Below are 26,196 nucleotides of genomic sequence, written 5' to 3'. Positions count from 1 at the left end.
TGCTGTCATGCACCGCCCACTACGCTTCGCTTTGACGCCCCACGCTTTTATCCTGCCGCTTATTCTGCCCCTGACGTTATCCGGATGGCAGAGCGTTGCCCAAGCGGCACAAAACCAGGCAGCCCAGCAACTGATCGACTTCTCGCTGCCGGCCGGTCCTCTGGACGTAACGCTGACAGCCATTGCCCGGCAAAGCGGGCGGGGCATTGCTTTCAACGCTCAGCTCACCCGCGACTTGAGCGCACAGGCACTCAATGGGCAATTCAGTACTGAACAGGCGCTCAGCCACGTACTGCAAGGTTTGCCGCTACGTCTCAGCACCACGACCAGCGGCACGTTGAGCATCGAGCCCATCACCGCTGGCGGAGCGCTGGAACTGTCAGACATCAATGTCAGTGGGCAGCGCCACGGTCAGGACGCCTGGGGACCAGCCAATAGTAAAGTCGCCAGCAGCAGCGCCACCATGAGCAAAACCGATACGCCGCTTCGGGAGATCCCTCAGTCGATATCGGTCATCACCCGGGAAGAGCTGACCTCCCGGCCCAGTGACAGCCTCGCCGATGTGCTGAACTACACCGCCGGGCTGGTCAGTCAACCCAACGGATACAGCAGAGTGGCCGACGATTACCGGCTGCGGGGTTTCGACATAGGCCCGCGCACGGGCAGCGTGCTGCGCGACGGCATGAAGATGCAGAGCACGCAATTCGAGGGCGGCCAGGAACCTTACGGGCTTGAACGCGTGGAAGTTCTCAAGGGTGCGGCCTCGGTGCTTTACGGCCAGCTCGCGCCTGGCGGCATGATCAATACCACCAGCAAACGGCCGACCGTTGAGCCTTTGCACAAAATCAACGTGGAGTACGGCAATAACAACCGCAAGCAAATTTCCACTGATCACAGCGGTCGGCTCGATGACGAAGGACGCTTCAGCTATCGCCTGACAGGGCTGGTACGCGACAGCGGCACTCAATTCGATGAAATCGACGACGACAAGCAATTCATCGCCCCTGCCCTGACCTGGCAAATGGACGACGATACCCGTCTGACGCTGCTCGCAACCCATCAACGAACCCGAACCACCCTCACCCCGCCGATGCAGTACAACCTGACGACGTTCAGTGCGACCCCTGGCTATAAAATCCCTTACGGACTCTTCGCTGGCGAACCGGACTACGATGACTACGACGGCACGCTGCAAACCTTTGGCTATCTGCTGGAGCGCCGTATCAATGACGGAATGCAGCTACGCCATGCCCTGCGCTACTACGAATCCCGGGCTGACTATGACTACATCGCGCTGAACAGCAGCCGTATCAGCGGGCCAAATCTGTCCAGTCTGTCGCGTACTTACAACTCTCGCGAAGACCTCTCGACCGGCTGGACCAGCGACACCAGTGTGCAATGGAATATCGATAGCGACCGCTGGCAGCACACGTTGCTGGGCGGGGTCGATCTGTACCGCAAGACTTACGACAGCCACCGGTTCAGTGGGAGTGCGCCGGCTCTGGATCTGGCAAACCCTGTCTACGGCAACCTGCCGCAGGTCAATAAGGCCGTCGACCGCGGCTCGGATCTGCACAGCGAACAGTTGGGGCTTTATCTACAGGAGCAAGCCAAGTTGGACGATCACTGGGTCGCGCTGTTCGGCGTGCGCCAGGACTGGGCCAAAAACAACACGCTGACTTACAGCAACCAAAGCCGCGCAAAAGTCAGCGATAACAAAACCACCACACGCATCGGTTTTGTTTACCTGGCGGCCAACGGCCTGGCTCCTTACATCAGCTACAGCCAGTCGTTTCTGCCTTCGGCGGGTACAGACATTAACGGCAAGGCATTCTTGCCCACCGAAGGCGAGCAATATGAACTGGGCATTCGTTACCAGCCCGAAGGTCAGGAATTGATGCTTAGCGCAGCGGTCTACCAGCTCACTCAGAAAAACGTCATCACTTCCATCGCAGGCTCGGACTTCGATGAACAGACTGGTAAGGAGCGCAGCAAAGGCTTTGAGCTGGAAGCCAAAGCACAGCTGACTCCGATGCTGGCCCTCAACGCAGCTTACGCCTACACCGATGCCCACATCGTCGCCGACAACGATCAGGTCCTCGAAGGCTCGCGTATTGAAGGGACGCCTTATCACAGCGCCTCGATATGGCTGGATTACCGAATGGCGTTGCTGGGTCTACCCAAGCTGACCATTGGCTCTGGCGCACGCTATAACGGCACCACGCACACGGTGCCCAGCGTCAGTGACCGAAAAATGCCAGCCTATACGCTGTTCGATGCACGGGCGACCTACGAGCTGGACGCGAACTGGCAAGTCGCTGTCAGGGCACAAAACCTGACTAACGAACGCTATATCTACTGCGCCAACTCTTGCCGCTACGGAGACGAACGCAGCGTAGTCAGCTCCATCAGCTACAAGTGGTAAGTGGCCACGGATGTCTCTGAAAACGCAGGACCTGTAGGAGCAACCGGAGGTTACGACGGTCGCGAAGGCGGTGTGTCAGGCATACCGCTTTCGCCGCGGTCATAACCTCCGACTCCGTCTCCATGACCGACGTGATACTGATCAACCTTCAGCACCCGCAGCACCCGCCAGACCGGGAAACAGATACGGCATACCTTGCTCCAGCCTTTGCACCAGGCTGCGGCTGGGCACAGCGATCTCCGGAACTGGTTGTTGCAGACGCAACACCACCGCATCGATCACCGTTCGACTGGCGTCATTGTGAAATTGCCAGACCCCGTAAATACGTCCATCAAATGAAGGCTCGCTGCCCAGGCTGGTATCTGCAGCCAGCCCTGCGCCAATGCCAAACAAGTGCAGACCATGCAAACGCTGGCCAGCGTTATCGAGCGGACAACCAGAAGCGTCGGAGTCCAGGCCACCCTTGGCCTCACGCAGCACAATCGGGCTGCCATCCCGAAAGCTCAGTATCGGCAAGCGTGGTTGATAACCGGTGCACTGCACCACCACGCTGGATTCGAGCAACGCTTGGGCCGCCAGCTCATAATCCTGCTGCGATCCACCCTGGATCCGAAATGTGCGAGCCCTAACCCCGGTTTTTCCGACCCAGCCACAGGACAACACTTCTCGCCCGACTTCCAAAGCTCGGTAACGTAGCCCCCCCGAACGGTTGATTCGGCCGGACACTGGGCAAACATCCTTCACGGGGTCGAAAACATAGCCAGCGGCATGGGCATGGGCGGCGCTTTCATAAAACAGCCGGATAGCGGAGCGATGCAACAACGTCACCTCCTGCAGCCCGGCGAACTCCAGGGCGTCGGCAAGGTTTTCCAGTACCGAGAACGCGCTGTGGGAACCACCAACGACAGTGATCCGTCCTGAGGAAGCAAGCGCCGGCGCGAAGGTTTCACGCAACTGTACGGCGTTCATGCGCAGCAATTGATCTGCGGACCTAATAGTCGCCGACGCAGGTACCATCAAGCCATGTTCGGCAAGCCCTTCATGCAAGTGCCTGGGATCCTGTTGCCCGCCCAGGTTAAGCACAACCGCACGAGTACGAATGCGCCGGGTCCGCCCTTCGTGTTCCACCCAGACGCAATATTCATCCCCATCCTTGACCACCTCAGTCACCGTGGTGCTATGCCACAGCTGGACGCCGTAACGCTGAATGATGAACTCAAGGACCAGCCTGGACGCCTCAGCCAGTAGCTCGCCTACGTCAGACAACTGCGGCGCGCTTTGCGCCTGACGGCGAATACGCCAGTAGGCTGGCGAGCGCTCCAGCGGCTGAAAAACGTCACGCAGTGCCGGATCTCGCAAGCAATCGAGAAACACGTCCCCCACCGAATTGGCGGTTATCCGATAATCCCCCAGACAACCGACGCCAGGGCTCGCGCTGGCATCGACGATGATCAACCCATCGCGCGCCAGGTCAGGCAGCGTGCCGCTCTTCAATGCGTTGAACAGCAAGCCCATACCTGCAGGCCCTGCCCCGGCCACAACGCACCCACAAGTGGTTTCCAGATTGTCTCCGAACATAATCAGATCTCCTTTAATGATTCTGGTGTTGATAGGCACTCTGCCGCGCTGCGTAACTTAATGTACGGAACCGGATACCTTTCAGTACGCAAGTTGATTCCTGCTCAGCTCAAACAATAAAACAGGCTCAGACCGGCCTCAGACCAGGAACAGGCCAGGCAACTAACGAGCAAATAAGGGGGGATGTTTTATAAAAAACGGCGTGCACGTATGGCGCTAAATAAAAGGCAATGCTACCGCCTGTTCGCTTTAAGACGGTCTCATCTGGCTTTTAACCCATCATTAACTAAAACGCCGTATCCCGACTGGAGCGTGCAAGGCTGAAGTTCGTCTCACACGGCCATGACGTGGGACCAGAGGCCTTGGAAACGGGCCTTTCAGCAAAAACCTTGCACGTGCGAGAGAAACATCTGCGGGGAGGCCGAAGAGATAATTTCAAACAATGCTCGACGTGTCAATTTATTGATATTACGTCGACACATACCCACCGGACACGTAACCACATGACTTTACTGGAGAAATATTATTGACGCCGGTAATCGAACGTTTTTCAGTCCAAAATAAGTTTTTAATGTAGTTTTTATATATCAATCAGCCCGAAAAAACCGCACCAAACTCCAGCGCCAGCAAGTTGACGACCTTCTGGCTACATAACTCAAGCGGTTTCCCATGCTCAGTAACGCTGCATGTAGAGGCCAAATAAATGCTCGACAGGAGCGCGCTTGCCCGCGATAGCTTTGGATCAGGCATATTTTTAACTGAACCCTCACTATCGCGGGCAATCGCACTCCGGCCGAAAAGATAGTCCAATCTAATAGTCAGTCCAACGGCCCAAATAACGCCACCCGTTCATTTGATAATACCCAGACACAACGCCTCACCCACGGCCTGCGCGCGATTGGACACACCGAGCTTGTTGTAGATGCTCTTGAGGTGGTATTTGACCGTTGCCTCCGATATCTGGCGGATTGAGGCAATTTCCCAGGCGGTTTTGCCGTCCCGTGCCCACTCCAGTATCTCCAGTTCCTTATCGCTCAGGCCCTTGGATCGCAAGCTTGTGCCACGCCCGACCAGATGCAATACAGGCACAAGGCTCGACAATAAGTATTGGTCGCCATGGGTAAGAGGTCTGCGTAATCCATTGAGTGAACAAATCGACGTCACGCCCTGAAAGCTGCGGCCCTGGCTCGTGTAGCCGTAAGAACAGCCTGGCATGAGCTGATGATTGTCCACTACCTGGCGATAGCTGTCGGGTGCCGGATGCAGCTCGAACGCCTTGCTCCACTCGAGGAAGCCAAGCTGCCCGCGGTAAAACTTGATGACGGGGTCCTGGCTGAACAAACGCAGCCGCCGGTAGCCGGAGCCCCAGCTGTTCTCGACATTGAATGTCACCAGGGTGAGCAACATCGATCCTCTGAACTGATAGAACATCGCACGTTCGCAGCTGCATTCGCGGCACAGCCAGCCAAGGGCATTTTCGATGGCTTGATCATTGTCCAGCTCATCGATGCTGCTGACCATTTGCTGCACGAGGGAGTCGGAGGTGGGGTTAAGGGTTTCCGTACTTGCCATAGGGTCTGCTCCTGTGTCCAAACCCGGCGCCTGTTTATAGATCGTGTTCAGGACGGCGCCGTAAATGGGAAGCTCAGGAAACTACACGAATAAAAGTGTTTAAAAACAAGGCAAGAAACAAACAGTGATTCCTTACATCCAATGAGGCAACGTCCTACTTCTCCAGAGGACACGGCCCACTCAGGATTTAGTTAATACCGACAAACGAGCAGAGTGCCCGACGCCTGGAGCATGCTCACGCCCCTACAAATCATCGAGCTGGGCGAACCGGGCGGCAAGGGTATCGCCGGTAGAAATGACCTCGCCTGGGGCATTCCTGAAAAAACGCAGGGCTGCAACACGTGGATTCTCGCCGATATCGAACCAGCGTCGAGTACCGGCGGGTACTGAAATCACGTCATTCTTTTCGCACAGCACCGTATAAACATACTCGTCGATATGCAGTGTAAAAAGCCCACGGCCCGCAATGAAAAACCGCACTTCGTCTTCAGAACAATGGTGCTCGGCAAGGGCGCTCTCACGCAACGCCGGGTCAGTAGCATTGGCACGTACGACATCGACGACCGCATACCCGCGCTCGGTCATGAGCGCATCGATTTGCACGCGATAACTGTCGAGTAGCTCTTCCTCGCTCGCGTCGGCGTTGACGGGGCTAGCGGCCCGCAGACGCTCGAAGCCCACGCCCTGCTCGGCCAACGTAGAAGCGATGTCCTCCAGGTGGGTCAATACCTTGTAGGGTTGCTCGGGGATTGACTGGTGATACACAAACAGGCTGCTCATGAGTGCTCCTCTTTCATTTTTGTACCCGCCAGGATGGCAGCAGCCAACGCTGCAAGGCTTGCGATTGTAAATGTCCAGCCAGCGCCCAGTGTATTCCAGCTGTAGCCGGCGTACAGCGCACCGAGCGCACCACCTGTACCGGACAATGCCGCGTACAACGCCTGGCCCTGGCCCTGCTGTTGCGCGCCGAAGCTGCGCTGCACGAAGTGAATGGCAGAGGCATGGAAACTGCCGAAAGTTGCCGCATGCAGCAGTTGGGCAAACAGCAGGACGAGCAGATCGTCCGCGAAACTTCCCAGCAAGAGCCAACGTAGCGAGGCCAGCAGAAAACTGGCCATCAACACCTGACGCACCGAAAAACGCTGCAGAAGCCGGCTCATGGCCATAAACATCAGCACCTCCGAGACCACGCCGACCGCCCAGAGCACGCCGATCACCCCGCGGCTGTAACCGAGATGCTCAAGGTGCAAGGTCAGGAACGTGTAATACGGACCATGGCTCAGCGTCATCAGCGCAACACAGGCATAGAACGCCAACACACCGGGTCGGGTCAGTTGCCGGAGAAAACCACCGGAATCAGGGCGTGCCGCCGACACCGACGGCGTGGCATTGGGCACCCACCAGCTGCTGACGACGATACCCAGAATGATGATCAGCAATACCAGAGGAAAAAGATCCAGACTGAACCACTCGAACAACCGCCCCAGAACCACCACCGAAAGGATGAAACCAATCGAGCCCCACAAGCGGATCTGGCTATAACGAGAAGTTTGGCCTTGCAGATGAGCCAGGGTAATAACTTCAAATTGCGGCAATATGGCATGCCAGAAGAACGCATGCAGGGCCATGACCATTGCCAGCCAGGCATAGCTCTGCTTGAACAGAATCAGGGAAAACGCCAGCAGAGCGCACATCGCCCCAGCACGCACGATGATCAGGCGTCGCCCGGTGTAGTCACCGAGCCAGCCCCAGAGATTGGGCGCGATACAACGCATGAGCATGGGGATCGCCACCAGTTCGCCAATCCGCGCACTGGAAAAGCCCAAATGACTGAAATACAACGGCAGAAAAGGAGCGGTGGAGCCGAGCAAGGCGAAGTAAAAGACGTAAAAACCGGACAGCCGCCAATATGGCAGCTGCCCGCAAGCAGGCGGCGTCACCTCAGGAATCCGCAGCCCAGGCACCGCCATCACTCACTACAACTGACCCAACACCGGGGTGCTGACCTGAACGTCAGCGTTCTGCCCACGATGACGCAGCAGGTGATCCAGCAACACGATCGCCATCATCGCTTCAGCAATCGGCGTGGCGCGGATACCTACACAAGGGTCGTGACGACCTTTGGTGATGACGTCCGCCGGGTTGCCATGAACATCGATGGAGCGCCCTGGCGTGGTGATGCTGGACGTTGGTTTCAGTGCAAGGTGCGCAACAATCGGCTGACCAGACGAAATACCACCGAGAATGCCGCCCGCGTTATTGGACAGGAAACCTTGCGGCGTCAGCTCATCACGATGCTCAGTGCCGCGCTGGGCCACACTGGCAAAGCCAGCACCGATCTCAACACCTTTGACGGCGTTGATGCTCATCAGCGCATGGGCCAGATCAGCGTCCAGGCGATCAAATATCGGCTCGCCCAGCCCAGGCAACACACCTTCAGCAACCACAGTGATCTTGGCGCCGACCGAATCCTGGTCGCGACGCAGCTGATCCATGTAGGCTTCCAGCTCCGGAACCTTGTCAGGATCGGGGCAGAAAAACGCGTTTTCCTCCACCGAGTCCCAGGTCTTGAACGGGATTTCAATCGGGCCCAACTGACTCATGTAGCCGCGCACAACAATGCCCATAGTCGCCAGATACTTCTTGGCGATGGCGCCCGCGGCCACGCGCATGGCTGTTTCCCGGGCCGAGCTGCGGCCACCGCCGCGATAATCGCGAATGCCGTATTTGTGGTGATAGGTGTAATCGGCATGGGCCGGACGAAACAGATCCTGAATCGCCGAGTAATCCTTGGACTTCTGATCGGTGTTGCGGATTAAGAGCCCGATCGACGCACCCGTGGTTTTACCCTCGAAAACCCCGGAAAGGATTTCCACCTCATCGGGCTCCTGGCGCTGGGTGGTATGCCGGCTGGTACCGGGCTTGCGCCGATTCAGGTCGACTTGCAGATCTTGCAGCGACAGCTCAAGGCCCGGCGGGCAGCCGTCAACGATAGCGACCAGTGCCGGACCATGGCTTTCGCCGGCAGTGGTGACAGTGAACAGTTTGCCGAAGGTGTTGCCGGACATGCGGACGCTCCGAGGAATCAGCGAAAGAACCAGATCAGGAAAACCCGGATAAAGAAAACCAGGCGCGCCAGTATACGCAGGCTGGGCGCGTAGTTCATCCTCGAACCTTATCGGTCTGGCCGCGTCCAAGTGGCATCCAAATAGATAGTGGCCCAACGATGTTACGAGTTATTGCCTTGATTCTCCCGCTGCTCACCGGGCTGGCTCACGCTGCCACCCCCTCGGTCCTGCAACGCCCCATCAGCCTGAACACCGCCACAGGCGAGCTGTTTGGCACTTTATTACTACCCAAGTCAAACACTCCAGTGCCGGTAGTATTGATCATTGCAGGCTCAGGCCCTACGGATCGCGATGGCAATAATCCCGAGGGTGGCCGCAACGACAGCATGAAGCGTCTGGCGCTGATTCTGGCCAAAAACAATATTGCCAGCGTGCGTTACGACAAACGCGGAGTAGCCGCCAGCAAACCGGCCACCCCCGACGAGCGCAACCTGAGCATTGAAAGCTATGTGGCCGACGCCCAGGCCTGGGGCCAGAAGCTCAAGACTGATCGGCGTCTGGGCCAGTTGATCCTGCTGGGCCACAGCGAGGGTGCGCTGGTCGCCTCATTGGCTGCCGAGAAAGCCGGGGCGGCTGCGGTGATTTCTGTGGCTGGCACTGGCCGGCCGGTGGATATCGTGCTGCGTGAACAGCTGCAAGACCGCCTGCCCCCGCCCTTGTTGCAACGGGCCAACCTGCTGATCGACGAAATCAAGGCGGGTAAGACCGACAACAATGTTCCGGCCGAACTTGAGGTGGTATTCCGTCCCAGCGTTCAGCCGTACCTTATTTCCCTGTTCCGCCAGGATCCGGCAGCCGCGTTCGGCAACTTGCGGGTGCCCGCTCTGATTATTCAAGGCACGCACGACATTCAGGTGGGCGTTGGCGATGCTCAATTGCTCAAGGATGCCAAACCGGATGCCCATTTGGCCCTGATTGAAGGTATGAACCATGTGCTGCGCATCGTGCCCATGGACATGGATCGCCAGCTGGCGTCCTACAAAAATCCCAAGCTGCCTCTCGCCAATGAAATTTCCAGCCAGATTCTGCGATTTATTGGTGCCCTGCCCGGCGCCTGAGCAGGCAAATTTGATGTCGGGAAAACAGTGGCACCCTTCAGGACTCTGGAAATCGGCCGATAGGGGATTGCTGGCACTGTGTTTGCTGCACAGTGTCATGGACAGGATCGCCGTGAAATGACCGAAACAACAGATTTACCCGAAAAGGTTGGTGAAACCCAGGCTGCCGAAGCCAAGCCGGCGCAGCCGTGGGACGACGTCAAGCCGGAAATATTTCAGATGTTGCGTCTGGCCCCGCTGCAAACAGACCGAGCCACTGGCGGCCGGCCGTTGCGCTTCGTGGAATTCGGCCGCGCTGAACGTCACAGTAAGGAATTGAGCTTGCTGCGCCTGAACATCCAGTTGCCGGGGCAACGGGTGCGCCGCGAACAGAATCACCTGGATATCTGGGTTGATCATGTCACTCACATCGTGCGCTTCGGTCCGGAATCCGGTCTGCAGATCGAGCCCTGGAACCGCGGTATCGGCCGTTTCCTGATCGCTCAAGGCATCCACTGGGCACAAAAAAAATGGTCGAGCTACAAGGTTGAAAGCTTCGCGCTGCCCAGCAAAGACGGGCTTAACGAAGATACGCGGATGCGTCGTGACCACTTTCTGAAAACCCAGGGCTTCGAAGTCGGTTACGCCGACGCGCAGCACATGAAGGGGAGTTTCAAGGACGTTCAGGTCGGCAATCTGCACAGCACCTGGAACAACGACAAGATTCAGATCATCGAAATTCTCGAAGCCTCGCAGATGCTGGAGAACGCCGAGAAGAAGATGATCGAGCAGGAAGTGGCGATCCGTCAGCATGAGGATCGGGTGAACAAATACAAGCGTGAAGACAGCGGCTTGCGTTTTACCATCGCGTGCCTGGTGACGTTCGCGGTGTTCCAGGCTGGCCTGCTGATCTGGATTGCGACCCACCGTTGAGGCATGTCTGAACTCAAATGGCTCATCTGTAGGAGCGCGCTTGCCCGCGATGCGGTGTGCCAGCGAAAAACTTATTGCCTGACCTGCCTCCATCGCGGGCAAGCGCGCTTCTACAGGCTTCGCGTGTTCTCGGTTCTGTAGGAGTTGTCGGAAGTTACGACGGCGACGAATGCGGACTGTCTGACACTCCGCATTCGCAGCCCTGGGCAGCTCCTAGAGGTCTTGCGTTGATTCAGACACGCGACTGAAACAAAGCCTGATGCTCACGGCATTGGGCCGCTGTCAGCATGAACACGCCATGCCCGCCCCGCAGGAAGTCCAGCCAGGCAAAATCCACTTCCGGATACAGGGCCTGAACGTGGACCTGACTGTTGCCGACTTCAACGATCAGCAAACCTTTTTCATTCAAATGATCAGCCGCCTCACTGAGCATGCGACGAACCAGGTTCAGTCCGTCACTGCCGCAGGCCAAGGCCAGTTCCGGCTCATGCTGATACTCGTCGGGCATATCGGCAAAGTCTTCGGAGTCGACGTAGGGCGGATTGGAAACGATCAAATCGAAGCGTTGGCCCGGCAACCCGTCAAAACCGTCGCCCTGCACGGTATAAACACGCTGATCCATGCCATGACGCTCGATGTTCTGGTTGGCCACTTCCAGCGCTGCAAACGACAGATCAGCCAATGCCACTTCGGCTTCGGGGAATTCGTCGGCGCAGGCAATGCCGATACAGCCTGAACCGGTGCACAGATCAAGAATCCGCGCGGGCTCGTCGGCGAGCCAGGGTGCGAAGCGGTTTTCGATCAGCTCGGCAATCGGCGAGCGCGGGATCAGTACCCGATCATCAACAATGAATGACATCCCGCAGAACCAGGCCTCGCCGAGCAGGTAAGGCGTCGGCACACGCTCGTCAATGCGCCGCGCAATCAGGCGTTGCAGCTCGGAAATCTCGTCGAGTTCCAGACGGCAATCCAGGTAGCTGTCGGCAATCTCCCAAGGCAGGTGCAAGGCCCCCAGGATCAGTTGGCGCGCTTCGTCCCATGCGTTGTCTGTGCCATGGCCGAAAAACAGATCTTCTTCGTGAAAGCGACTGACCGCCCAACGGATATGGTCGCGCACCGTGCGCAAGCGGGATGTGATCACTGGGGCAAGCTCCTTGGAAAGACGTAGCGGGATTCTACCAGCCATGACTGAATCACACGATGCCCGAATGCCAGTACCGCCGGAATTGACCGACATGCAAGGTTTTCGGATACCTGACAATTCAATCCAAGGCATAATCAGGCCACACCTGATCGATGCCTCTACAGGCCACAGAAACCGGAGCTTCTTATCGACGCCATTCACAGAACCGCTCAGCCGGAGGAGAATGTCGCAAAAGCCCCACACGAAGGAGCCCCAGATGTCCGATCCAAAGACCATGTTTCAACTCAGTGGCCGCGGTTATGCAGCTGCCACTTTGAGTAATGCCACGCTGATTATCATTGACGCCCAGAAAGAATATACAAGCGGTCCGCTGGCCCTGACGGGCATTGATGAGGCTGTCGCCAACATCTGCCAACTGGTCGCCGCCGCCCGTCTCGCGAAATGCCCGATCGTTCATATCCGCCATCTCGGTACCGTGGGCGGCTTGTTCGACCCGCAAGGCGAACGTGGCGAATTTCTAACGCAATTGCTGCCTGAGGCTGGCGAGCCCGTCGTTGAAAAACGTCTGCCGAATGCATTCAACGGTACTGGCCTGGACGACCTGCTGCAGAGCCTGGGTCACCTGGATCTGATTGTCTGTGGCTTCATGAGTCACTCGAGCATCAGCACTACCGTGCGCGCGGCAAAAGACTATGGCTACCGTTGCACGCTGGTGGATGACGCCTGCGCCACCCGCGATCTGCCAAGCCCCGATGGCGTGGTCAGCGCGCACATTGTTCATCGCACCGAAATGGCGATCATGAACGATAACTTTGCAACCCTGGCGCTGACCAAAGACTTGATCTGACCGATGCTCAGTCTCTTCTGATCTTGCCGACTGAAAGGTTTCAGCACCTGTGAAAGCCTGTGGATCAACGAACGGGCTTGAACATCGTCCAGCATGGGCTGCAAAACCGCTAACAAGCCGTACAGCCGCCCATCCATTAATCGCTCGCATTTGCCTTTGAATCCCGGAAATCGGGAACCACCGGGTCATAACCGGGTCAGAGCGCCGATACCCTCAGAGGAAATCGGAATGAAAATATCCGATGGTTTCGATGCCCGCCGCCTGCGCCCCAAAGGACATGGCAGTTGGGGAATGCGCCTTGGCGCAGGGCTTGCCGCATTGCTGGCGACCTTAGGGGTGCTGCTGACGATGGCGGGCGTTTCAAGCCTGATCGGCCATCCGCCAGCATTGGGCGAGCTTAATGCCAGCCCGCTAGGCGCGGCATTTGTGGTCGCCGGCGGATTATTCGTGCTGTATCTGGGTATCTGGATGTGGCGCCGCTGCCGCCTGCGCATGCGTCGCAAAAACGGCCTGAACATGTCGCCGCATCTGATGAAAAAGCACGATTGAATGCGTTTTTTTTTGTAGGAGTTCACGAGCAACGTGAGGCAGCGATAGCGTTTTACCTGCAATGCCGCTATCGCGGCCTCGCTTTGCTCGTGCGCTCCTACAGAAAAAAACAATCCCTCCTGCCGCTGCCATCGCGACCTGGTTAAACTAGCCACCTTCGCGGAGGCTGACATGCAAGACGACGATTTTTCCCTGTTCCGAAACGAGACACGTGGCGTCAAGCCCATCAAGCATGAGTATGCTGATGTCGGCAAACCCAAGACCGACCGCAAGATGCTCAACAAACTTCGCCAGTCCGCCACCGTGCGAACCGATTCAGTTACGGTTGACGGTTTGTCTGATCAGTTTGTCATCGATGTAGGGCCGGAAGATGTGCTGAGCTGGTCCCGCGACGGCGTCCAGGAAGGTCAGATGCGCAAGCTCAAGCTGGGGCAAATCAGCTTCGAAGGCAGTCTTGACCTGCACGGGATGAGCGTTGAAGTTGCCCGGGAAACCCTATGGGAGTTTCTGGCCGAGGCCACCAAACTGGAAATCCGCTGTGTGCGAGTGACCCATGGCAAGGCCGTTCGGCTGGACGGCAAGCGGCCTATGATCAAAAGCCACGTCAACACTTGGCTACGGCAACATACTCAGGTGCTTGGCTTTTGCTCATGCCTGGCCAAGCATGGCGGCGCTGGTGCCGTTTACGTCATGTTGAAACGGACCATGATGGAAGGACGCGACGAATAACCGCCGCGAACCCTCCAGTTCCCTGCTGGCTGATCAGCGCCAGATCAGCCTGAAATCAGCGATACGGGCGCCCACCAGGACCGCCCGGACCGCCGCCGTCATGATGACCGCCTCCACCACCGCCACCGCCATGGCCACCTGGTCCCCAGAACGGGAAGCAACCAGACACCGTAGACAAAACAGCGACAACCATCGCGACTTTAATCATTCGACCAAACATTGATGCACTCTCTTTACGCGGCAGGTATTGGTTACCTGTACGTCAGACAGCGGCAGTGGCGGGTTGTCTGTAACTGCTTGGCACAACGAAAAATACAAACACGATACATATGCACCACAGGGTGCCAGAAAAGGCAGATATCGTGGCGCGCCTGCCGGTTTCCACGATTGCTTTATGCACCTATTTAGGTGCACTTCCGAATACCACCCTCCAAACCAGTTCTCGCCGTACGCTTTTTCCGCACCGAATCAGGTAACGAGCCGGTTCGAGAATGGTTAACCGACCTACCCCGAGAACACCGAAGATTGATTGGCATCGAGATCAAAGTGGTGCAATTCGGCTGGCCCTTGGGGATGCCGCTGGTGCGTAAACTGGAATCAGGGTTATGGGAAGTCCGAATTGACTTGGGCCTGACGATAGCGCGCGTTGTGTTCACGCTTTCGGATTCGGAAATGGTGCTGCTTCACGGCTTCATCAAGAAACCCGGAAAACGCCACTTACAGATATCGCAACAGCAAAACGCCGTCAGTCAAAATTATGAGAACCCTCCATGAATAAGCACAAAGGATCGGACTTTGACGATTTCCTCACAGAACAAGGAACCGCAGAAGAAGTTTCAGCCGCCGCCCTCAAGCGTGTTATCTCCTGGCAACTCGCCCAGAGCATGAAGCTTCAAAAAGTGACCAAAAAAGAGCTAGCCCAGCGCATGCATACCAGTCGAACGGTCATCGACCGTGCCCTTGATGAAAACGACGCGGGCATGACACTGGCAACCTTGGCCTCAGCAGCACGAGCGCTGGGGCAGCGTGTCGAGGTTCGCCTGGTACCAGGGCACGCCGAAGCAGCCAAATAACCGGGTGCTTCACGGCACGCCCTCTCTTTTTTCCGCACCATCCAGTACAGGCGCGTACATCCGAAGATACAACTGCTGGCAGTCCTACGTTACTATGTCGCCCATCGCAGGCTCAGCCCTGCATTTTTGCCAATCAGCCTGATCACATCGCGCCAATACTCTTTATTGGTAAAGCTATGTTGGTTGCTGACCAGCACAACTTACGGAAACACAACCCTGTGACACTGGAACAGAATTACACCGCGATTATAGGTGGGTTTTGGGCGGTAGACAGGGGTAGGCAACATCAATAGATTCAGGCGCTTGCCTACTTTGGCTCACTCGGATTTTCACTGAGAAACATGCCATTGGTACGGAAATTGGTACAAGCGCCATACCCCTCCCCGGCGTCCTGCCGACGAACACCTACTCCCCACCAAATACAATCCCCTGGTACCGGCGCTCGCCTTCCGGGTCGACCCCATCGAACAAACCCAGTCCATCAGCCTCGGACATTTCCACTTCAGCCCAAATCTTGGCGCAGTCCAGCCACTCCAGCATGTCGGATAGCTGGCCATGGTCGATCATTCGTCGATTCAGCGCGACATTTGCCAGCCCGAGCATCTTCGCCCGGTGCTGATCCGGTTCGGCCATGAATGACATCCGATCTGCGATTCCCTTCCTCCACTCTCCAAGCGGGTCTTCTATATAGCTACTCAAGCCTGCACCACCATGACTGGGCGTAGAAGGCGTCACCGATCTGCTCTACCCCTGTGAGGTTCATGCCAGTGGATCCCATGCCGGTTATGCGCACGTCGAGCAATGGCGGGAGGATATCGGGCGCATTCGGCGCGCTGCTGAACAGCCACGCGCTGATCGTCGTCCGGCCAAGTGTCTCGTTTGGCATCTCGGTTATTTGGATGTCGCCTCGGACTGGCTGGATCTTGCGCAGCTCTTTCTTGTCGATGGCTACGCCGTACCTACGGCGCTGGACGATGAGGTAATGCATTTTCACTGCTCGATACTGGATATTCGTACAGTTAAATAGAGCGCAGGAATTGGGTCAATACTGGATAAGAGGGTTTTCGACGGGTGACCAGAACGGTCGGAGGCAGGGTAAATCGATGTTGCACTGCCGACCCGGGCGGATCGACAGCTTGTATCAGGCAGCGACAGGCTCATGGATGACCAGCAGCCTCAGCTTCCAGTCGGCCACTTCCTCAGGCCTCATCAGCTCAAAGGCCAGATCCTCGACCTTCATGCCGCCCGCGCACTGTCGATAGCGTGAGCCGCCGCCGATGCGCAGGCCGGAGAACATCAGTTGAGCCCGGCGCAGATCCGCTCCAGTCGCCAGCAGCATTTCGTAGAACAACGCATCGCACTGGGCGCGGGTGATCTTGTTCTGACAGTAAACAAAGTCGTGAATGACCCCGCAGGCCCTGTCTTCGATGCCGGTCAGGAATGGCTTGACCAGCCATGGTGTTGAGGCCAAATCGGTGATGAAGTATTTCGGCGCAGTGTAGATCGTGCCGTCGGCCGCCATGTACCGGAAGTCGGCCATAAGAACCCACTCGCCCTTGGCGTAGGCCTGCACGATCAGTGGGTCGAGGAATTGGCCTACCATTTCGCCCATGATTCCTCCCAGTTCGGCAGAACAACAGTCTGGCCCGCCAGCGCGTGCGTGCAGTCGCCGAGATATTGAATGCGACCGTCAGTGACGAATGAATGGCAGACCTTACCGAAGCGACTCGCGAATACGGCGTCTCGCCCGCCTGACTTGTAAATAGCGTCGTACTCCAGAACCTCCTCGTCAGTCATGACGCTGCGGCCGTCAGGTGCGCCAGTTGTCCGGGCCAGAACCGACGGCGTGAAGGTCGGGGTATCCGGATTTCCGTTGTAGCACCAGTTCGGGCCGGGCGTGCCGGGTGAGTTGACCTTGATGCTGTGAGGGCCGCCACAACCGTCGCAGAAAAACCAGATCGAGCCGTCAGCGCCTTCGCCCAAGCAGCGGCCTATGGATTTGATTTTGCTCATGCCAGCGCCCGCCGCACACCTTCGGCAATGACTGCCGGTGCATATGGATTGCCGCCATTCTCATGCGTGATGATCGCGGTGACGACGGCCAGCAGGATGCGTGGATCTCGAATAGTGATGCTTTCGTTAGGCATCACGCCAGCCGCGGCCGACACCTGCTTGATGTACGCTTCGGTGTTGTTCTCGACAGAGGGTGCCCAGCGGTTGATCGTCTCGCGCACGGTGTCGATACCTTGCAGGCCAATGCCGGGCATACCGTCCTTGCCGCGATAGTTGATCAGCAGCTTGGCGAGCGCACGAATCCCGTTCTCCGGCGAATCGAACCGGGCGAATCGTGGCTTGGTTACGCCCGCCTCGATGCCGAGTTGGCCCTGCCAGTCGTTACGGGGGTTATAGTCGATATTGCCGGGATTATTATTGCGTAGTCCGCGAGGAATTTGAGGCATGGGAGTCCTTGCCCACTGAATCGCGGGCACAAAAAAACCGCTCAAGGCGGCTGGGATAGCTGGGTGTGGTCTTACACGATTGGCGGGGCTGGCCAAGCAGCCGGACGGGTCGGCCATACTGGATTTACAGGCCATCCTGCTTGTTTTTGGGTCCGGCTCAGCATGATTCGATATGTGCGCCAATCAATCATCGGTTGAACAAGGGTGAGCGCCTCAGCGGCTTCCTCGGGAGTGATAATTCCCAGATCTTCGGCGTCGGCCAGCTCTTCTGCTCGAGTTTTGATGGCCGTAAGTTTTGCCGCCATTTCGTACTTGAGCTCTTGCAACGCTTGGCTAGACACTGACGGCCAGTTAATGGGTGGCAGACTGAATACGCCGTCAGCGTAATAACAGCCGGGCGCCCATTCGCAGGATCCGGGAACGAACCCCTCAGAGGGGTCTGAGTTCTTCTGCACCGCAATACCATTCTCGATCAGGAAATAGCAGGTTTGTTCGGTCATTGCGGCCACCCTTCATTTATGATCGTTTGGGAAATAGTCCCGACAGCGACAGCCTCAAGTAACTCGGACTCTCGGTTAAAGCATCTCTGCACATGCGCGCGCACCGCCGAGGCAACCCCTAGAATCTGCGACCCGCTAAGCTCAATGAATCCTGCTGATGTTTTCCAGCGCAGCGAATAATTAGGATCGATAATCGCTTGTACCGCCGCTCCAGTTATTAAGCCTTGACTGTCGCGACCCGTGTCGATCCCCATGCCTTCAATGGTGGTGCCAGAGGTTTCTGCAATGTAGCGACGGTCAGCAATCAGCGCAGGCCAGTCCGGCCAAGATGCGACCGGAGCCGAGAACTTCCCGGACTTGTAGATGTAGCCGCAGACAACATCATCCGGCCCCTCAATAAAACCATCCTCGGCGTTTGGCTGCTTCTGAACAACAACACCCTTTTCGACTTTGAAGAATTGCATTAGGCCACCTTCTGCACAGTTACGGTTGCGTATGTCTCGGCATCGCCAAAAACGCAGGGCCTGCCTAGGTCATTGGATCCGCTAGCTGTTTCTAGGCGATGCTCAACCCTGAAGGTAGTGGGCGAAAGGACTTCCAGCTCCACGAATAACTTTGCATACACATTGAAGGCCGAAGAGGTAGCCGACCCACAGCTTACGCCTACAGCAGCGACGGATGCTGCCGTTACATTGTAGAGCCGAAGCTTGTGCCGATTCGCCGCCCAAGCCGCAGCCTTAGCGTTTATTCGGTATTTACCTGCGGGCAGTGTGAACGCGCTAGCCGAGAGACTGGCGCCTGGGATGGTATTTTGCTTTACTGTGTTCAAGGTTCTAACTGCGTAAGACGTCGAGCCAGATCCGCCTTCAACTCCACTAGCCCTTTCATCTACGATGTGGAAAAGTCCAGTCGAAACCCAATCATAGTCAGTTCCTGCAGCGTTAACCTGCAACGTAAACCCGCCCTTCCCGGTAGTTACAGGGAGGGCTTTTACCCAGCTCACACCAAGCTCGTTAGGATTTACGCCGAGTACACGGAGGGCATTGCCGGCCAAGCTGGGCAGTCCTGCCGCAGCGCCCGCAGCTGCTGCATAGGTCTGTGCATTTGTAGCCGCCGACTCCGCACCCTGTCGCGCAGTTACTGCCAGATCAACCTGATCAGCTGCAAGGCCAACCTGCTGGCCTGCGAGGGCTGCCGAGTCTGCCGCATTCCCGGCGCTCGTGGCTGCGGCGTTCTTGTAGCCCTCGGCAGCGTTGACCTGAGTTGCTGTCCAGCTGAGGGCGGCATTGATCTCCGTGACCATCACCACTTGAGCGGTAAGTGATGCGCCTGCCTTGGCATCAAAGACCGCCTCGGCATCGGACGGTAATGGCGGTGGCGGGAGTGTCGATAAAACTGGGGCGATGACTGCCATTAGTTGAGGCTCCTAACCTTGAGTGTGTATTCGCCGCGGTTGTAAGTCGGCAGGCCTGTATCGAAGTCGTCGAAAATCCCAATGATCACTGTGTAATCAAGGTTGCTGGATCCGACATAAAGCGCGGGTGCGTCATCAGCATCGTCGAGAGTTCGCTGTACGCTTGATATCTGGTCGGCATTGACCACAACCTGAAAGTCGATTGACTTACGCCTGCCTCGCGGCGTGATGGTCATGCTCCCGTCAAACTCTTCCTTGATCGTCGAGTACTTCTTGCGTCCAAGGGATGTTCCGTAAACAGCGGTGCCGATGGACTTGCCCCAGCCGAGCACCATCATCCCCACGCGCGCAGTACCGCCCGGCGCACTGACAATCACGCGCACATCTGCATTGTTGAATGGAGGTAAATCGAACTCGGCCAGGTTTTCCTTGGTTGTGAATTGGCCGAAGTAGTACTGATACCAGCTGCCGCCGCCTTTGATGGACATGGCAAACGTCTTGTCATAAACCGCAACGGGGTTGCCCGGTACGGTCATGACGATGCGGACGGTCGCAGCAAAGACGCCTACTAAGCCGATGGCATTGATGCGTCGACCGGGACGGATAGTGAAGTCGATCACTTCCGGCGCAGATGTGAAGGTGCCAATCTTCCATGTGTTGCCGACGTTCTTGTTGAACATCCTGTACTTGTTGACCCATCCCATGTTCTGCCAGGCTGCCGGAGAAACCGTGTCAGTGACCGGATGACGGTTTGTATTCGCTACCAGTGCCTGATAGTTAATGCGGTCGATGGTAACGAATGCGCCGATCGCATATGGGGCACCCGAGTTGTAAGCGTCATAATCCATATCTGGCAGAGCATTGACGATCATGTTTGCTGGGGTGATCTGAATCCCCGGCACCACCTTCATATCGCTCATGCGACCGCCTTAGTTTCAACTGTGCCGTTGATTTGCACGCCAGAGTTGACGAGCACGTCGATACCATCTGCGACCATCTTCATAAGCTTCGATGTGTAGGTGGCATTGCTTTCCATCTCTCTGCGCATCTCGCGAAGCTCTGCGACAGTCGCACCCGAACCGCCACCATTGAGCATTGCTGCCGTCTGGTTGGCGTTGAAGATGCGGCTTGGTCCTGTTACTTCCAGTTCCGGGCCGTTCTCGCCAACAAGGCGCAGACCGCCCAGGTGATCGCCGCCCATGGCAAAGGCAGGAACCTCGCCGTTCTTAACTGCGTCGGCTTTAATAGCAGCAGCCAGACCGGCAGCCGTAACCGCCCCACTACCCAGCAGGCCAGCCCAGTACGCAGCCCCAGTAGGGTCCACGTCTCGGCCAAGAACGCTGTTGTAGACAGAGTTGAGGTCGGAGGCACTTGGCGCACCGCCAGCCCCGGTACCGGAGTAGGAGCCTGTCGCAGCACTTGCCGTAGTCTTGGCCGCCATAGCCGCTGTGATGGCAACGCTCAGACCTGCAATGGCGTCTTTGACCGACAGCACCGAGTTATCGATACCGTTGAGCTTGTCCACTTGGGCCTGAGCCAGATCAAGCTGGGCGGTCAACCCTTCCATCTGGGCGTCGTACTGTGCCTTGGCTTCTTCAATCTGGTCCTGAACGGTCTCGAGCAATTTCTGCTCGGTGGTGAGTTGCACGCCGGTTACGGCATTCAGCTCAGCCACTACGTTTGCAGTGCGGCCCTGGTCCCGATTGAAGTCTTCGAGCGAGCTGTAGAGGTCAGTGGTATTGCTGCTGACCACATCCAGCGCGTCATCCAGACCGGCCATGCCAGCAAGCGAGCCACCAGCACGTACTGTCGCCAGAGCGTTCTGCAGCGTTGCCTGGGCCTGAGTGCGCAGCATCTTCACCGCATCATCAGAAGTGCCATTCAAGGACTTCAGAGCGGATTCAAGTGAGCTGCTGACATTGGTCAGGTCGGTAACCGATTGCTGGGCGGTTGCGGCCATATCGTTGAGCGATGCTGAGCGGGCGTTGTAAGCGTCCGTCAGTGTTTTCTGTTCGGCGGATACCGCGCGCTGAACAGCGCTCATTGCATCGCTGATCAGGGTGTCCGAAAGGGCTTTGGTCGCCTCCGCAGCAGCGCTCGCCTTGGTTTCGAGGATGTCGTAGGCGGAACCTGCTTCACCCGCCAGGCTCATCAGCGTGTCGTACATCTTTTTGCCGGCTGCCGATGAATCCTTGCTCGCCGCCTCAACCAGCTCGCGATAACCCGCCCGGGTCTCTGGCAGGGTTACGCTGACATCTTTGAACTCCTGGGTAACGGAAGCGAGCGACAGAGCGGTTCTTTCTGCCTCGGTGTAGAAAGCATCGCGATAGTCAGATTCACGTTGCGCAATCGTCTTGTAGTAGGAGTCGGCAGCCGTTGCCAGCCCCATCAAGGTCGCGAACATCCCTTGACCAGCAGCTGTTGTGACATCAATGTCCTCGACCATCGCCCTATAAGCAGCCTTGCTATCCGGCAGCTCAAGACCAAATCCTGCAAAGGATCCGTTTAGGGTGTTGGTAAGGCTATCGAATTGCTCGCCGGCGGAGAAGAACGCCGAGTAGTAGCTGTTAACCAGCTCGTTGAGCGCGTCGACCTTTTCCTTTGCGGTTGCCGACTCAGTGTCAAGATCAGCGAGCGAAGCAACCATATTGAGGATGGAGTCGGACGCTACCATCCCTGTTTCATTGAGCTTAAGGCTCGCGACGTTGATCTGAGACAGCGCTGTATTAACGCCATTGAAGCGCGTGAACACGCCCTCGATTGCAGCGATCACCGTGTCTGCTTTTACTTCCCAGTCAGTTGAGTAAGCCTGAAACTGGTCTTTGAAGTACTGGGGAAGCGACTCAGAACTGACGATTGCCTGGGCAAGGAATGTGCCCATGAAGTCGTCGTAGTAGGCTGCCAGATTCGCTTCAACATCTAGACCGTACTGCTTGAGGGCTGTGATTTGCACGCCGTTATCAAGAGTGGCGGCCATGCCGTTGGACCAGTCGCCCGAAGTTTCGCGACGGCGCATGGTTACCGCAGCGGATACGTCAGAGCCGTCGCCCAAGGCGTCATATAGCATGCCGAGGGTGCTGGTGAACTGCTGCACGTAAGACATCAGCTTGCCGTCAGTGCCAGCGCCTAGCCGGGTCTTGTTCTCCTTCCAGCCATCGTACCAGCCTTCATTTTTGAACTTGCCACCCGAATACGAGCCCTCTGCTGAGGAAACCAACTGCTCATAATTTGGACCGCCGAACCATGACGCCGAAGCGATCGAGCCGATGACTGCACCAATTGCAGCGCCGATAGCGGTGCCAATGACCGGCACGACAGAGCCGATAGCAGCACCTGCTGCTGCGAACCCTGCCGTGGTCAGGCCACCCTCTACCCCGTAGTCCTGAAACGCTGTGAACACGGTGTACGCAGTGCCGATCACGCTGAGCGCGGTGCTGAGCGTGCCAAGGGTCGAGGACAGTGCGTTAGCAGAAGCCGCCGAGGCTGCCTCATACGAAAGCGCAGCGCCGCCGATCTCGGCCGAGAACTGCGAGCCAATTGCCGCTGCGCTCTCAGAAATGCCAGCCGAGAATGATGCAGCAGTGGCTTCGGCCGCTACCGAGGCCGTGGCGGATCCAGCCGTGAATGCGCTGCTGATTGCATCGCTCACATAGCTGGCACCACCGTCGAACGCACCCGACAGGCTATCTACGAGGCTTTCACCACCAGAATTCCAGCCATTGATCAGGGATTCGCCGAACTTGCTGGAGGCAACATCGATCACGGACTTCGCAGAGCTGATCAGCGACGTGATGCTTGTCCCCTCGCCGCCGCCAGTGATGCTGGAAAAAACTCCGCCACCACCCCCGGCCGATGAGCTGCTCAGGCCAAGCGTCGACAGCAGCGGGCCGATGATCTGAGTCTTGATCACGATCCGGGCAATATCAGCCAGGATTGAATTTACGAAGTCCTTGAACGAGGCTTTGCCGTTGGTCACGAAGCTGACCAGCACGTCTTCCAGGCCGTCGAACGCATTCAGGAAGGCCGACTTGGTCATCCCGGCAACGTTCTGCGCCTCTTCCGCGTAGCTGGCGAATGCCGACGTGGCACCGTTCAACCAGTTGGATTGGGCCGCCTCGACCTGCTGGTAGTAATCCTTTTGAAGCTGCAGGCGTTCGGCTAATGCCGTGCGAACAGCGTCTGTTTGCTGGTCGTACTGCTCCTGCGAAATGGCGTCTTTGTTGCGCTGGGCCAGCAGTTTGTCCAGCTTGTCCTGATACTCCTGCTGGATCTTGATGTCGTCTTGCAGGCGTTTGCGCGCCTCGTCACCCATGCCAACGCCGGCCGCTTGCAGTTGGAGTTGCTGGCGGGTTGTGTTGAGTTGGTCGTTGAGTGCCTGGACGTAGTTTTCAATCGCTGCCGCCTGCTTATCCAGTCGGCCCTGTTCGTTGATCGAAAGAACATTCAGCTTTGCATCTGCATCCTGTTGAGCCTTGACCATGGCAGATCGCGCATCGGCGATCTTCTGGTCAAGCTGAATGCTTTGCGCGGCAGTGGTGCCCTTCTTGCCTTGGGCAGCTTCGAGCGCGGCTATTTCCGATTCGTATGCAGCGGTGACTTCATCCTTCTCGGCGCGGATCAGAACGGCAGACTGGCTGCTGTACTGCTCCTGAGTGATCAGGCCAGCCTTTTGAAGGGCGTCCAGCTCTTTGAAGCTGTTGTCGTACTCGCCGACGATGGCTTTTAGGGCGTTCTGCGAATCGTTGTAGGCCGTGAGGTTGACCGGGGATTTCTTGTCAGCCTTTTCCTGATACTCGGATCGCTCGCGAATCGCCTTGTAAGCCGCCTCTTCCTGCTCTGCGGTGATCTTGTAGCCAGCGGCGCGTGACTTCGTGATGCGCTGCTGCTCGTCCTCAAGAGCCTTGTTGAGCTTTTGAGACTTGGTGTAGTTCGCCTCTACGCCCTTCTGGTATTCCTCGTAAGCCTGTGTACCCTCGCGGATTGTGCGGGCCGTGTCTCCAGTTGCTTTGGCGGTTTCCTGCTCGGACTTAGTACGCTTTTCGATTACATCGATTTCGGCCTTGAGAGTTTTGACGCGCTCCTTGGTCGTGTCATCTTCGTAACCGGTGCCGAGAAGATTCGTTTTGTAGGCAAGCTCCTGCTTAAGCTTGGTGAGGTCAGGCCCAGCCGTAGACTGCCGGCCGATACCGAGGACAGAGTCCCACCCGATTTTTGCTGCCGAGGCAACATCCCGCCAAGCGCGCTCAACCGAACCAAGATTGGTTTTGATCTCGTTGGAGCGAGATTGCAGAGCGTCGGCATACGCCTTTTCAGCAATTACTGCCGCGCCCTGCTTGTCGCCCTGTTCCTGGAGCGAGCGAACCTGCTCATAAACAGCGGCGGTGAGGAAGTTGTATTTCTCGTTGAGCGCAGCGATTGCTTTGACGGGGTCGTCGCCGATCTTGGCGAACTCCGCAACGGTCGCCGAGACTGCCTGCCCGCCCGCCTTCTCGAAAGAGATTGCAGCCGTGGCGATTTGCTCGAAGCTGTCGCTTGCAATCTTTCCAGAGTTGGCCAGTTGAGCGAGAGCTGATGAGGCCTCGCCAGTGGTGCCAACTGTCGCGCCAATACGCTCGGCCATGGCGGCCATTTCGGTCGTGGTGGTGCCCGCTGCGTTGCCGGTGGTAATCAGCGCAAGGCGATAAGCATCAGCCTCTTTCGAGCCTTGATGGTACGCAAGCGCTAGGCCGCCTGCTGCTGCAGCAGCAAGTGTGAACGGGTTTATCAGGCCTAGAACGTAGCCGCCCAGCGCTTTAGCTGCGGGCCCAATGCCGCCAAACATATCCTTAAGCTGGCCGCCTTGCTGAAGCGCCACCATCGTGATTGGCTGACCAGCCGCTATGGATGTAAAGATGTCGGTGAACTGGGCCGGGACGCCGCGGAGAGAAGCGGCGGTTGCCTTGGCGGTCATGCCAGTTTTGTTCATTCCCTCATCGAAGCGATTTAGGTCGGTGCGGGCTGTGTCTATCTTTTGGGTGTACTTAGCAAACTCGCCATCAGGAAGCATGCCTGTAGCGTTGAACTTCGAAAGCTCGTCTTGAGCGGCGTCAAGGCGCTTCATGGCTGCAACTGTTGGGTCTATCTGCCCTAGCAGTTTGCCGAGTGCGATAGCCTCTTCTGCCGTTGCGCCAGATGCCTTTTGCGCGCTTGCTGCTGCCTTTTCCTGCGCTGCTGCGCTTTCTCGGGCAGCGGTTGAAGCACGGCTGGTAGCGGCCAATAGGTTTAGCTGTTCACGCTGCGCGGTGGCAGATGCGCCGGCAGTTGCTTCGTATGCCCTGTTCAGGGATTCCTGGTGGTCGCCAGCTTGAGTAGCAGCCACAGCCAGGGCCATCATGCGAGCTTTAGCCTGATCTGCCGACTCGCCTACCTTTGTTCCAGCCGCAGCGAGCTTCTGCGCATTCGCTGACGCATCATTGAAAGATGCCGAGGCCTTGCCAACCGCCTGGCTCAACTGAACCATGAGCTGAGCTGTAGCCTCCTGACGGGAGTTCATGAGCTGTAGCTCTTTTACTACCTGGCTGGTGTCTTGCGATATTCCAGTTACAGCTTTAGCCCATGCCGATTCGACGCGCTTAGCTGAATCCTCAGCGCCCTTGCCAGAGTCAACGAACTTGTCCAGATCGCCTGTAGCTTGGACTACCGACTCGGAGTTAACGGCAAGGCCAAGCTCGGCAATTGTGGTCATGCTTTTCTCCGGACATAAAAAAACCGGCTCAATGGCCGGTTTGGAGGCAATAAAAAACCGCCCGGAGGCGGCTTTATAGAATGT

23 protein-coding genes and 1 pseudogene are annotated in these 26,196 nt (G+C 57.2%); 8 read left to right on the top strand and 16 right to left on the bottom strand.

Going from position 1 to position 26,196, the window contains the following annotated elements:
* Positions 1-7: 7 nt before the first annotated feature.
* Positions 8-2,425 (top strand): TonB-dependent siderophore receptor, encoded by a 2,418-nt coding sequence (locus IV01_RS00210; protein WP_032632016.1) that lies wholly within the window; start codon positions 8-10, stop codon positions 2,423-2,425.
* A 141-nt stretch (positions 2,426-2,566) separates the two neighbouring features.
* On the opposite strand, the gene IV01_RS00215 is transcribed toward IV01_RS00210, so the two are convergent.
* The 5 genes from IV01_RS00215 to aroC form a co-directional block, all read right to left on the bottom strand.
* The gene (locus IV01_RS00215; RefSeq protein WP_032632015.1) at positions 2,567-4,003 is read right to left on the bottom strand and encodes a pyridine nucleotide-disulfide oxidoreductase; all 1,437 of its coding nucleotides are present in this window, start codon (positions 4,001-4,003) and stop codon (positions 2,567-2,569) included.
* Between the two features lie 849 nt (positions 4,004-4,852).
* Complete coding sequence (locus IV01_RS00220) at positions 4,853-5,575, bottom strand: helix-turn-helix transcriptional regulator (RefSeq protein ID WP_032632014.1); 723 nt, start codon at positions 5,573-5,575, stop codon at positions 4,853-4,855.
* A 243-nt stretch (positions 5,576-5,818) separates the two neighbouring features.
* Entirely contained in the window at positions 5,819-6,355 is a 537-nt protein-coding gene (locus IV01_RS00225) for a 1,2-dihydroxy-3-keto-5-methylthiopentene dioxygenase (protein ID WP_032632012.1), read from the bottom strand.
* On the bottom strand, positions 6,352-7,545 hold the full coding sequence (locus tag IV01_RS00230) for an MFS transporter (protein ID WP_050508118.1): 1,194 nt from the start codon (positions 7,543-7,545) through the stop codon (positions 6,352-6,354). The genes IV01_RS00225 and IV01_RS00230 overlap by 4 nt, the downstream gene beginning before the upstream one ends.
* A gap of 6 nt (positions 7,546-7,551) precedes the next feature.
* Positions 7,552-8,643 (bottom strand): chorismate synthase, encoded by a 1,092-nt coding sequence (gene aroC / locus IV01_RS00235; RefSeq protein WP_032632011.1) that lies wholly within the window; start codon positions 8,641-8,643, stop codon positions 7,552-7,554.
* Positions 8,644-8,801: 158 nt separating this feature from the next.
* Here aroC and IV01_RS00240 point away from each other — a divergent pair, with 158 nt between their 5' ends.
* Both IV01_RS00240 and IV01_RS00245 read left to right on the top strand, forming a co-directional pair.
* Positions 8,802-9,761, top strand: a complete 960-nt coding sequence (locus IV01_RS00240) for an alpha/beta hydrolase (protein WP_050508116.1) — start codon at positions 8,802-8,804, stop codon at positions 9,759-9,761.
* A 117-nt stretch (positions 9,762-9,878) separates the two neighbouring features.
* Positions 9,879-10,673 (top strand): N-acetyltransferase, encoded by a 795-nt coding sequence (locus IV01_RS00245; protein ID WP_032632009.1) that lies wholly within the window; start codon positions 9,879-9,881, stop codon positions 10,671-10,673.
* A 232-nt stretch (positions 10,674-10,905) separates the two neighbouring features.
* Here the strand turns inward: IV01_RS00245 and prmB are convergent, their stop codons facing one another.
* Entirely contained in the window at positions 10,906-11,814 is a 909-nt protein-coding gene (gene prmB / locus IV01_RS00250; RefSeq protein ID WP_032632007.1) for a 50S ribosomal protein L3 N(5)-glutamine methyltransferase, read from the bottom strand.
* Positions 11,815-12,073: 259 nt separating this feature from the next.
* Here prmB and IV01_RS00255 point away from each other — a divergent pair, with 259 nt between their 5' ends.
* The 5 genes and pseudogenes from IV01_RS00255 to IV01_RS00270 all read left to right on the top strand — a co-directional run bounded on the left by IV01_RS00255 (position 12,074) and on the right by IV01_RS00270 (position 15,015).
* Entirely contained in the window at positions 12,074-12,664 is a 591-nt protein-coding gene (locus IV01_RS00255) for a cysteine hydrolase family protein (RefSeq protein WP_032632006.1), read from the top strand.
* A 228-nt stretch (positions 12,665-12,892) separates the two neighbouring features.
* Entirely contained in the window at positions 12,893-13,213 is a 321-nt protein-coding gene (locus IV01_RS00260) for a hypothetical protein (RefSeq protein WP_032632004.1), read from the top strand.
* Between the two features lie 171 nt (positions 13,214-13,384).
* Positions 13,385-13,942, top strand: coding sequence for a Smr/MutS family protein (locus IV01_RS00265; protein ID WP_032632003.1), 558 nt, complete (start codon positions 13,385-13,387; stop codon positions 13,940-13,942).
* A 420-nt stretch (positions 13,943-14,362) separates the two neighbouring features.
* Positions 14,363-14,703, top strand: a pseudogene (locus tag IV01_RS0125775) (type II toxin-antitoxin system RelE/ParE family toxin).
* A gap of 9 nt (positions 14,704-14,712) precedes the next feature.
* Positions 14,713-15,015: an XRE family transcriptional regulator gene (locus tag IV01_RS00270; protein WP_032632002.1), complete on the top strand. Its 303-nt coding sequence runs from the start codon at positions 14,713-14,715 to the stop codon at positions 15,013-15,015.
* 405 nt (positions 15,016-15,420) lie between these two features.
* On the opposite strand, the gene IV01_RS0125770 is transcribed toward IV01_RS00270, so the two are convergent.
* The 10 genes from IV01_RS0125770 to IV01_RS26015 form a co-directional block, all read right to left on the bottom strand.
* Positions 15,421-15,648, bottom strand: coding sequence for a hypothetical protein (locus tag IV01_RS0125770; protein WP_229636181.1), 228 nt, complete (start codon positions 15,646-15,648; stop codon positions 15,421-15,423).
* A 58-nt stretch (positions 15,649-15,706) separates the two neighbouring features.
* A complete protein-coding gene (locus tag IV01_RS00275) occupies positions 15,707-16,003 on the bottom strand; it encodes a hypothetical protein (protein ID WP_032632001.1) in 297 nt (98 codons plus the stop codon).
* A gap of 153 nt (positions 16,004-16,156) precedes the next feature.
* Entirely contained in the window at positions 16,157-16,627 is a 471-nt protein-coding gene (locus tag IV01_RS0125765; RefSeq protein WP_032632000.1) for a DUF1353 domain-containing protein, read from the bottom strand.
* Positions 16,612-17,028, bottom strand: coding sequence for a DUF6527 family protein (locus tag IV01_RS00280; RefSeq protein ID WP_032631999.1), 417 nt, complete (start codon positions 17,026-17,028; stop codon positions 16,612-16,614). The genes IV01_RS0125765 and IV01_RS00280 overlap by 16 nt, the downstream gene beginning before the upstream one ends.
* Complete coding sequence (locus IV01_RS00285; RefSeq protein ID WP_032631998.1) at positions 17,025-17,474, bottom strand: structural protein P5; 450 nt, start codon at positions 17,472-17,474, stop codon at positions 17,025-17,027. The genes IV01_RS00280 and IV01_RS00285 overlap by 4 nt, the downstream gene beginning before the upstream one ends.
* A gap of 71 nt (positions 17,475-17,545) precedes the next feature.
* Positions 17,546-17,974 (bottom strand): hypothetical protein, encoded by a 429-nt coding sequence (locus IV01_RS00290; protein WP_032631997.1) that lies wholly within the window; start codon positions 17,972-17,974, stop codon positions 17,546-17,548.
* The gene (locus tag IV01_RS0125760) at positions 17,971-18,438 is read right to left on the bottom strand and encodes a DUF4376 domain-containing protein (protein ID WP_050508112.1); all 468 of its coding nucleotides are present in this window, start codon (positions 18,436-18,438) and stop codon (positions 17,971-17,973) included. The genes IV01_RS00290 and IV01_RS0125760 overlap by 4 nt, the downstream gene beginning before the upstream one ends.
* Positions 18,438-19,388 carry a hypothetical protein gene (locus IV01_RS00295; protein ID WP_032631996.1) on the bottom strand — a complete coding sequence of 317 codons (951 nt, stop codon included), beginning with the start codon at positions 19,386-19,388 and terminating at the stop codon, positions 18,438-18,440. Before IV01_RS00295 ends, IV01_RS0125760 begins: the two co-directional genes overlap by 1 nt.
* Positions 19,388-20,308, bottom strand: coding sequence for a hypothetical protein (locus IV01_RS00300; protein WP_032631995.1), 921 nt, complete (start codon positions 20,306-20,308; stop codon positions 19,388-19,390). The genes IV01_RS00295 and IV01_RS00300 overlap by 1 nt, the downstream gene beginning before the upstream one ends.
* Positions 20,305-26,112, bottom strand: a complete 5,808-nt coding sequence (locus IV01_RS26015; protein WP_050508111.1) for a phage tail tape measure protein — start codon at positions 26,110-26,112, stop codon at positions 20,305-20,307. Before IV01_RS26015 ends, IV01_RS00300 begins: the two co-directional genes overlap by 4 nt.
* Positions 26,113-26,196: the final 84 nt, after the last annotated feature.

The sequence above is a fragment of the Pseudomonas syringae genome (assembly GCF_000737245.1).
Taxonomy (GTDB): Bacteria; Pseudomonadota; Gammaproteobacteria; order Pseudomonadales; family Pseudomonadaceae; genus Aquipseudomonas; species Aquipseudomonas syringae_J.
Note: the sequence above shows the minus strand (reverse complement) of the source record. Positions and strands in the feature narration are given on the sequence as shown.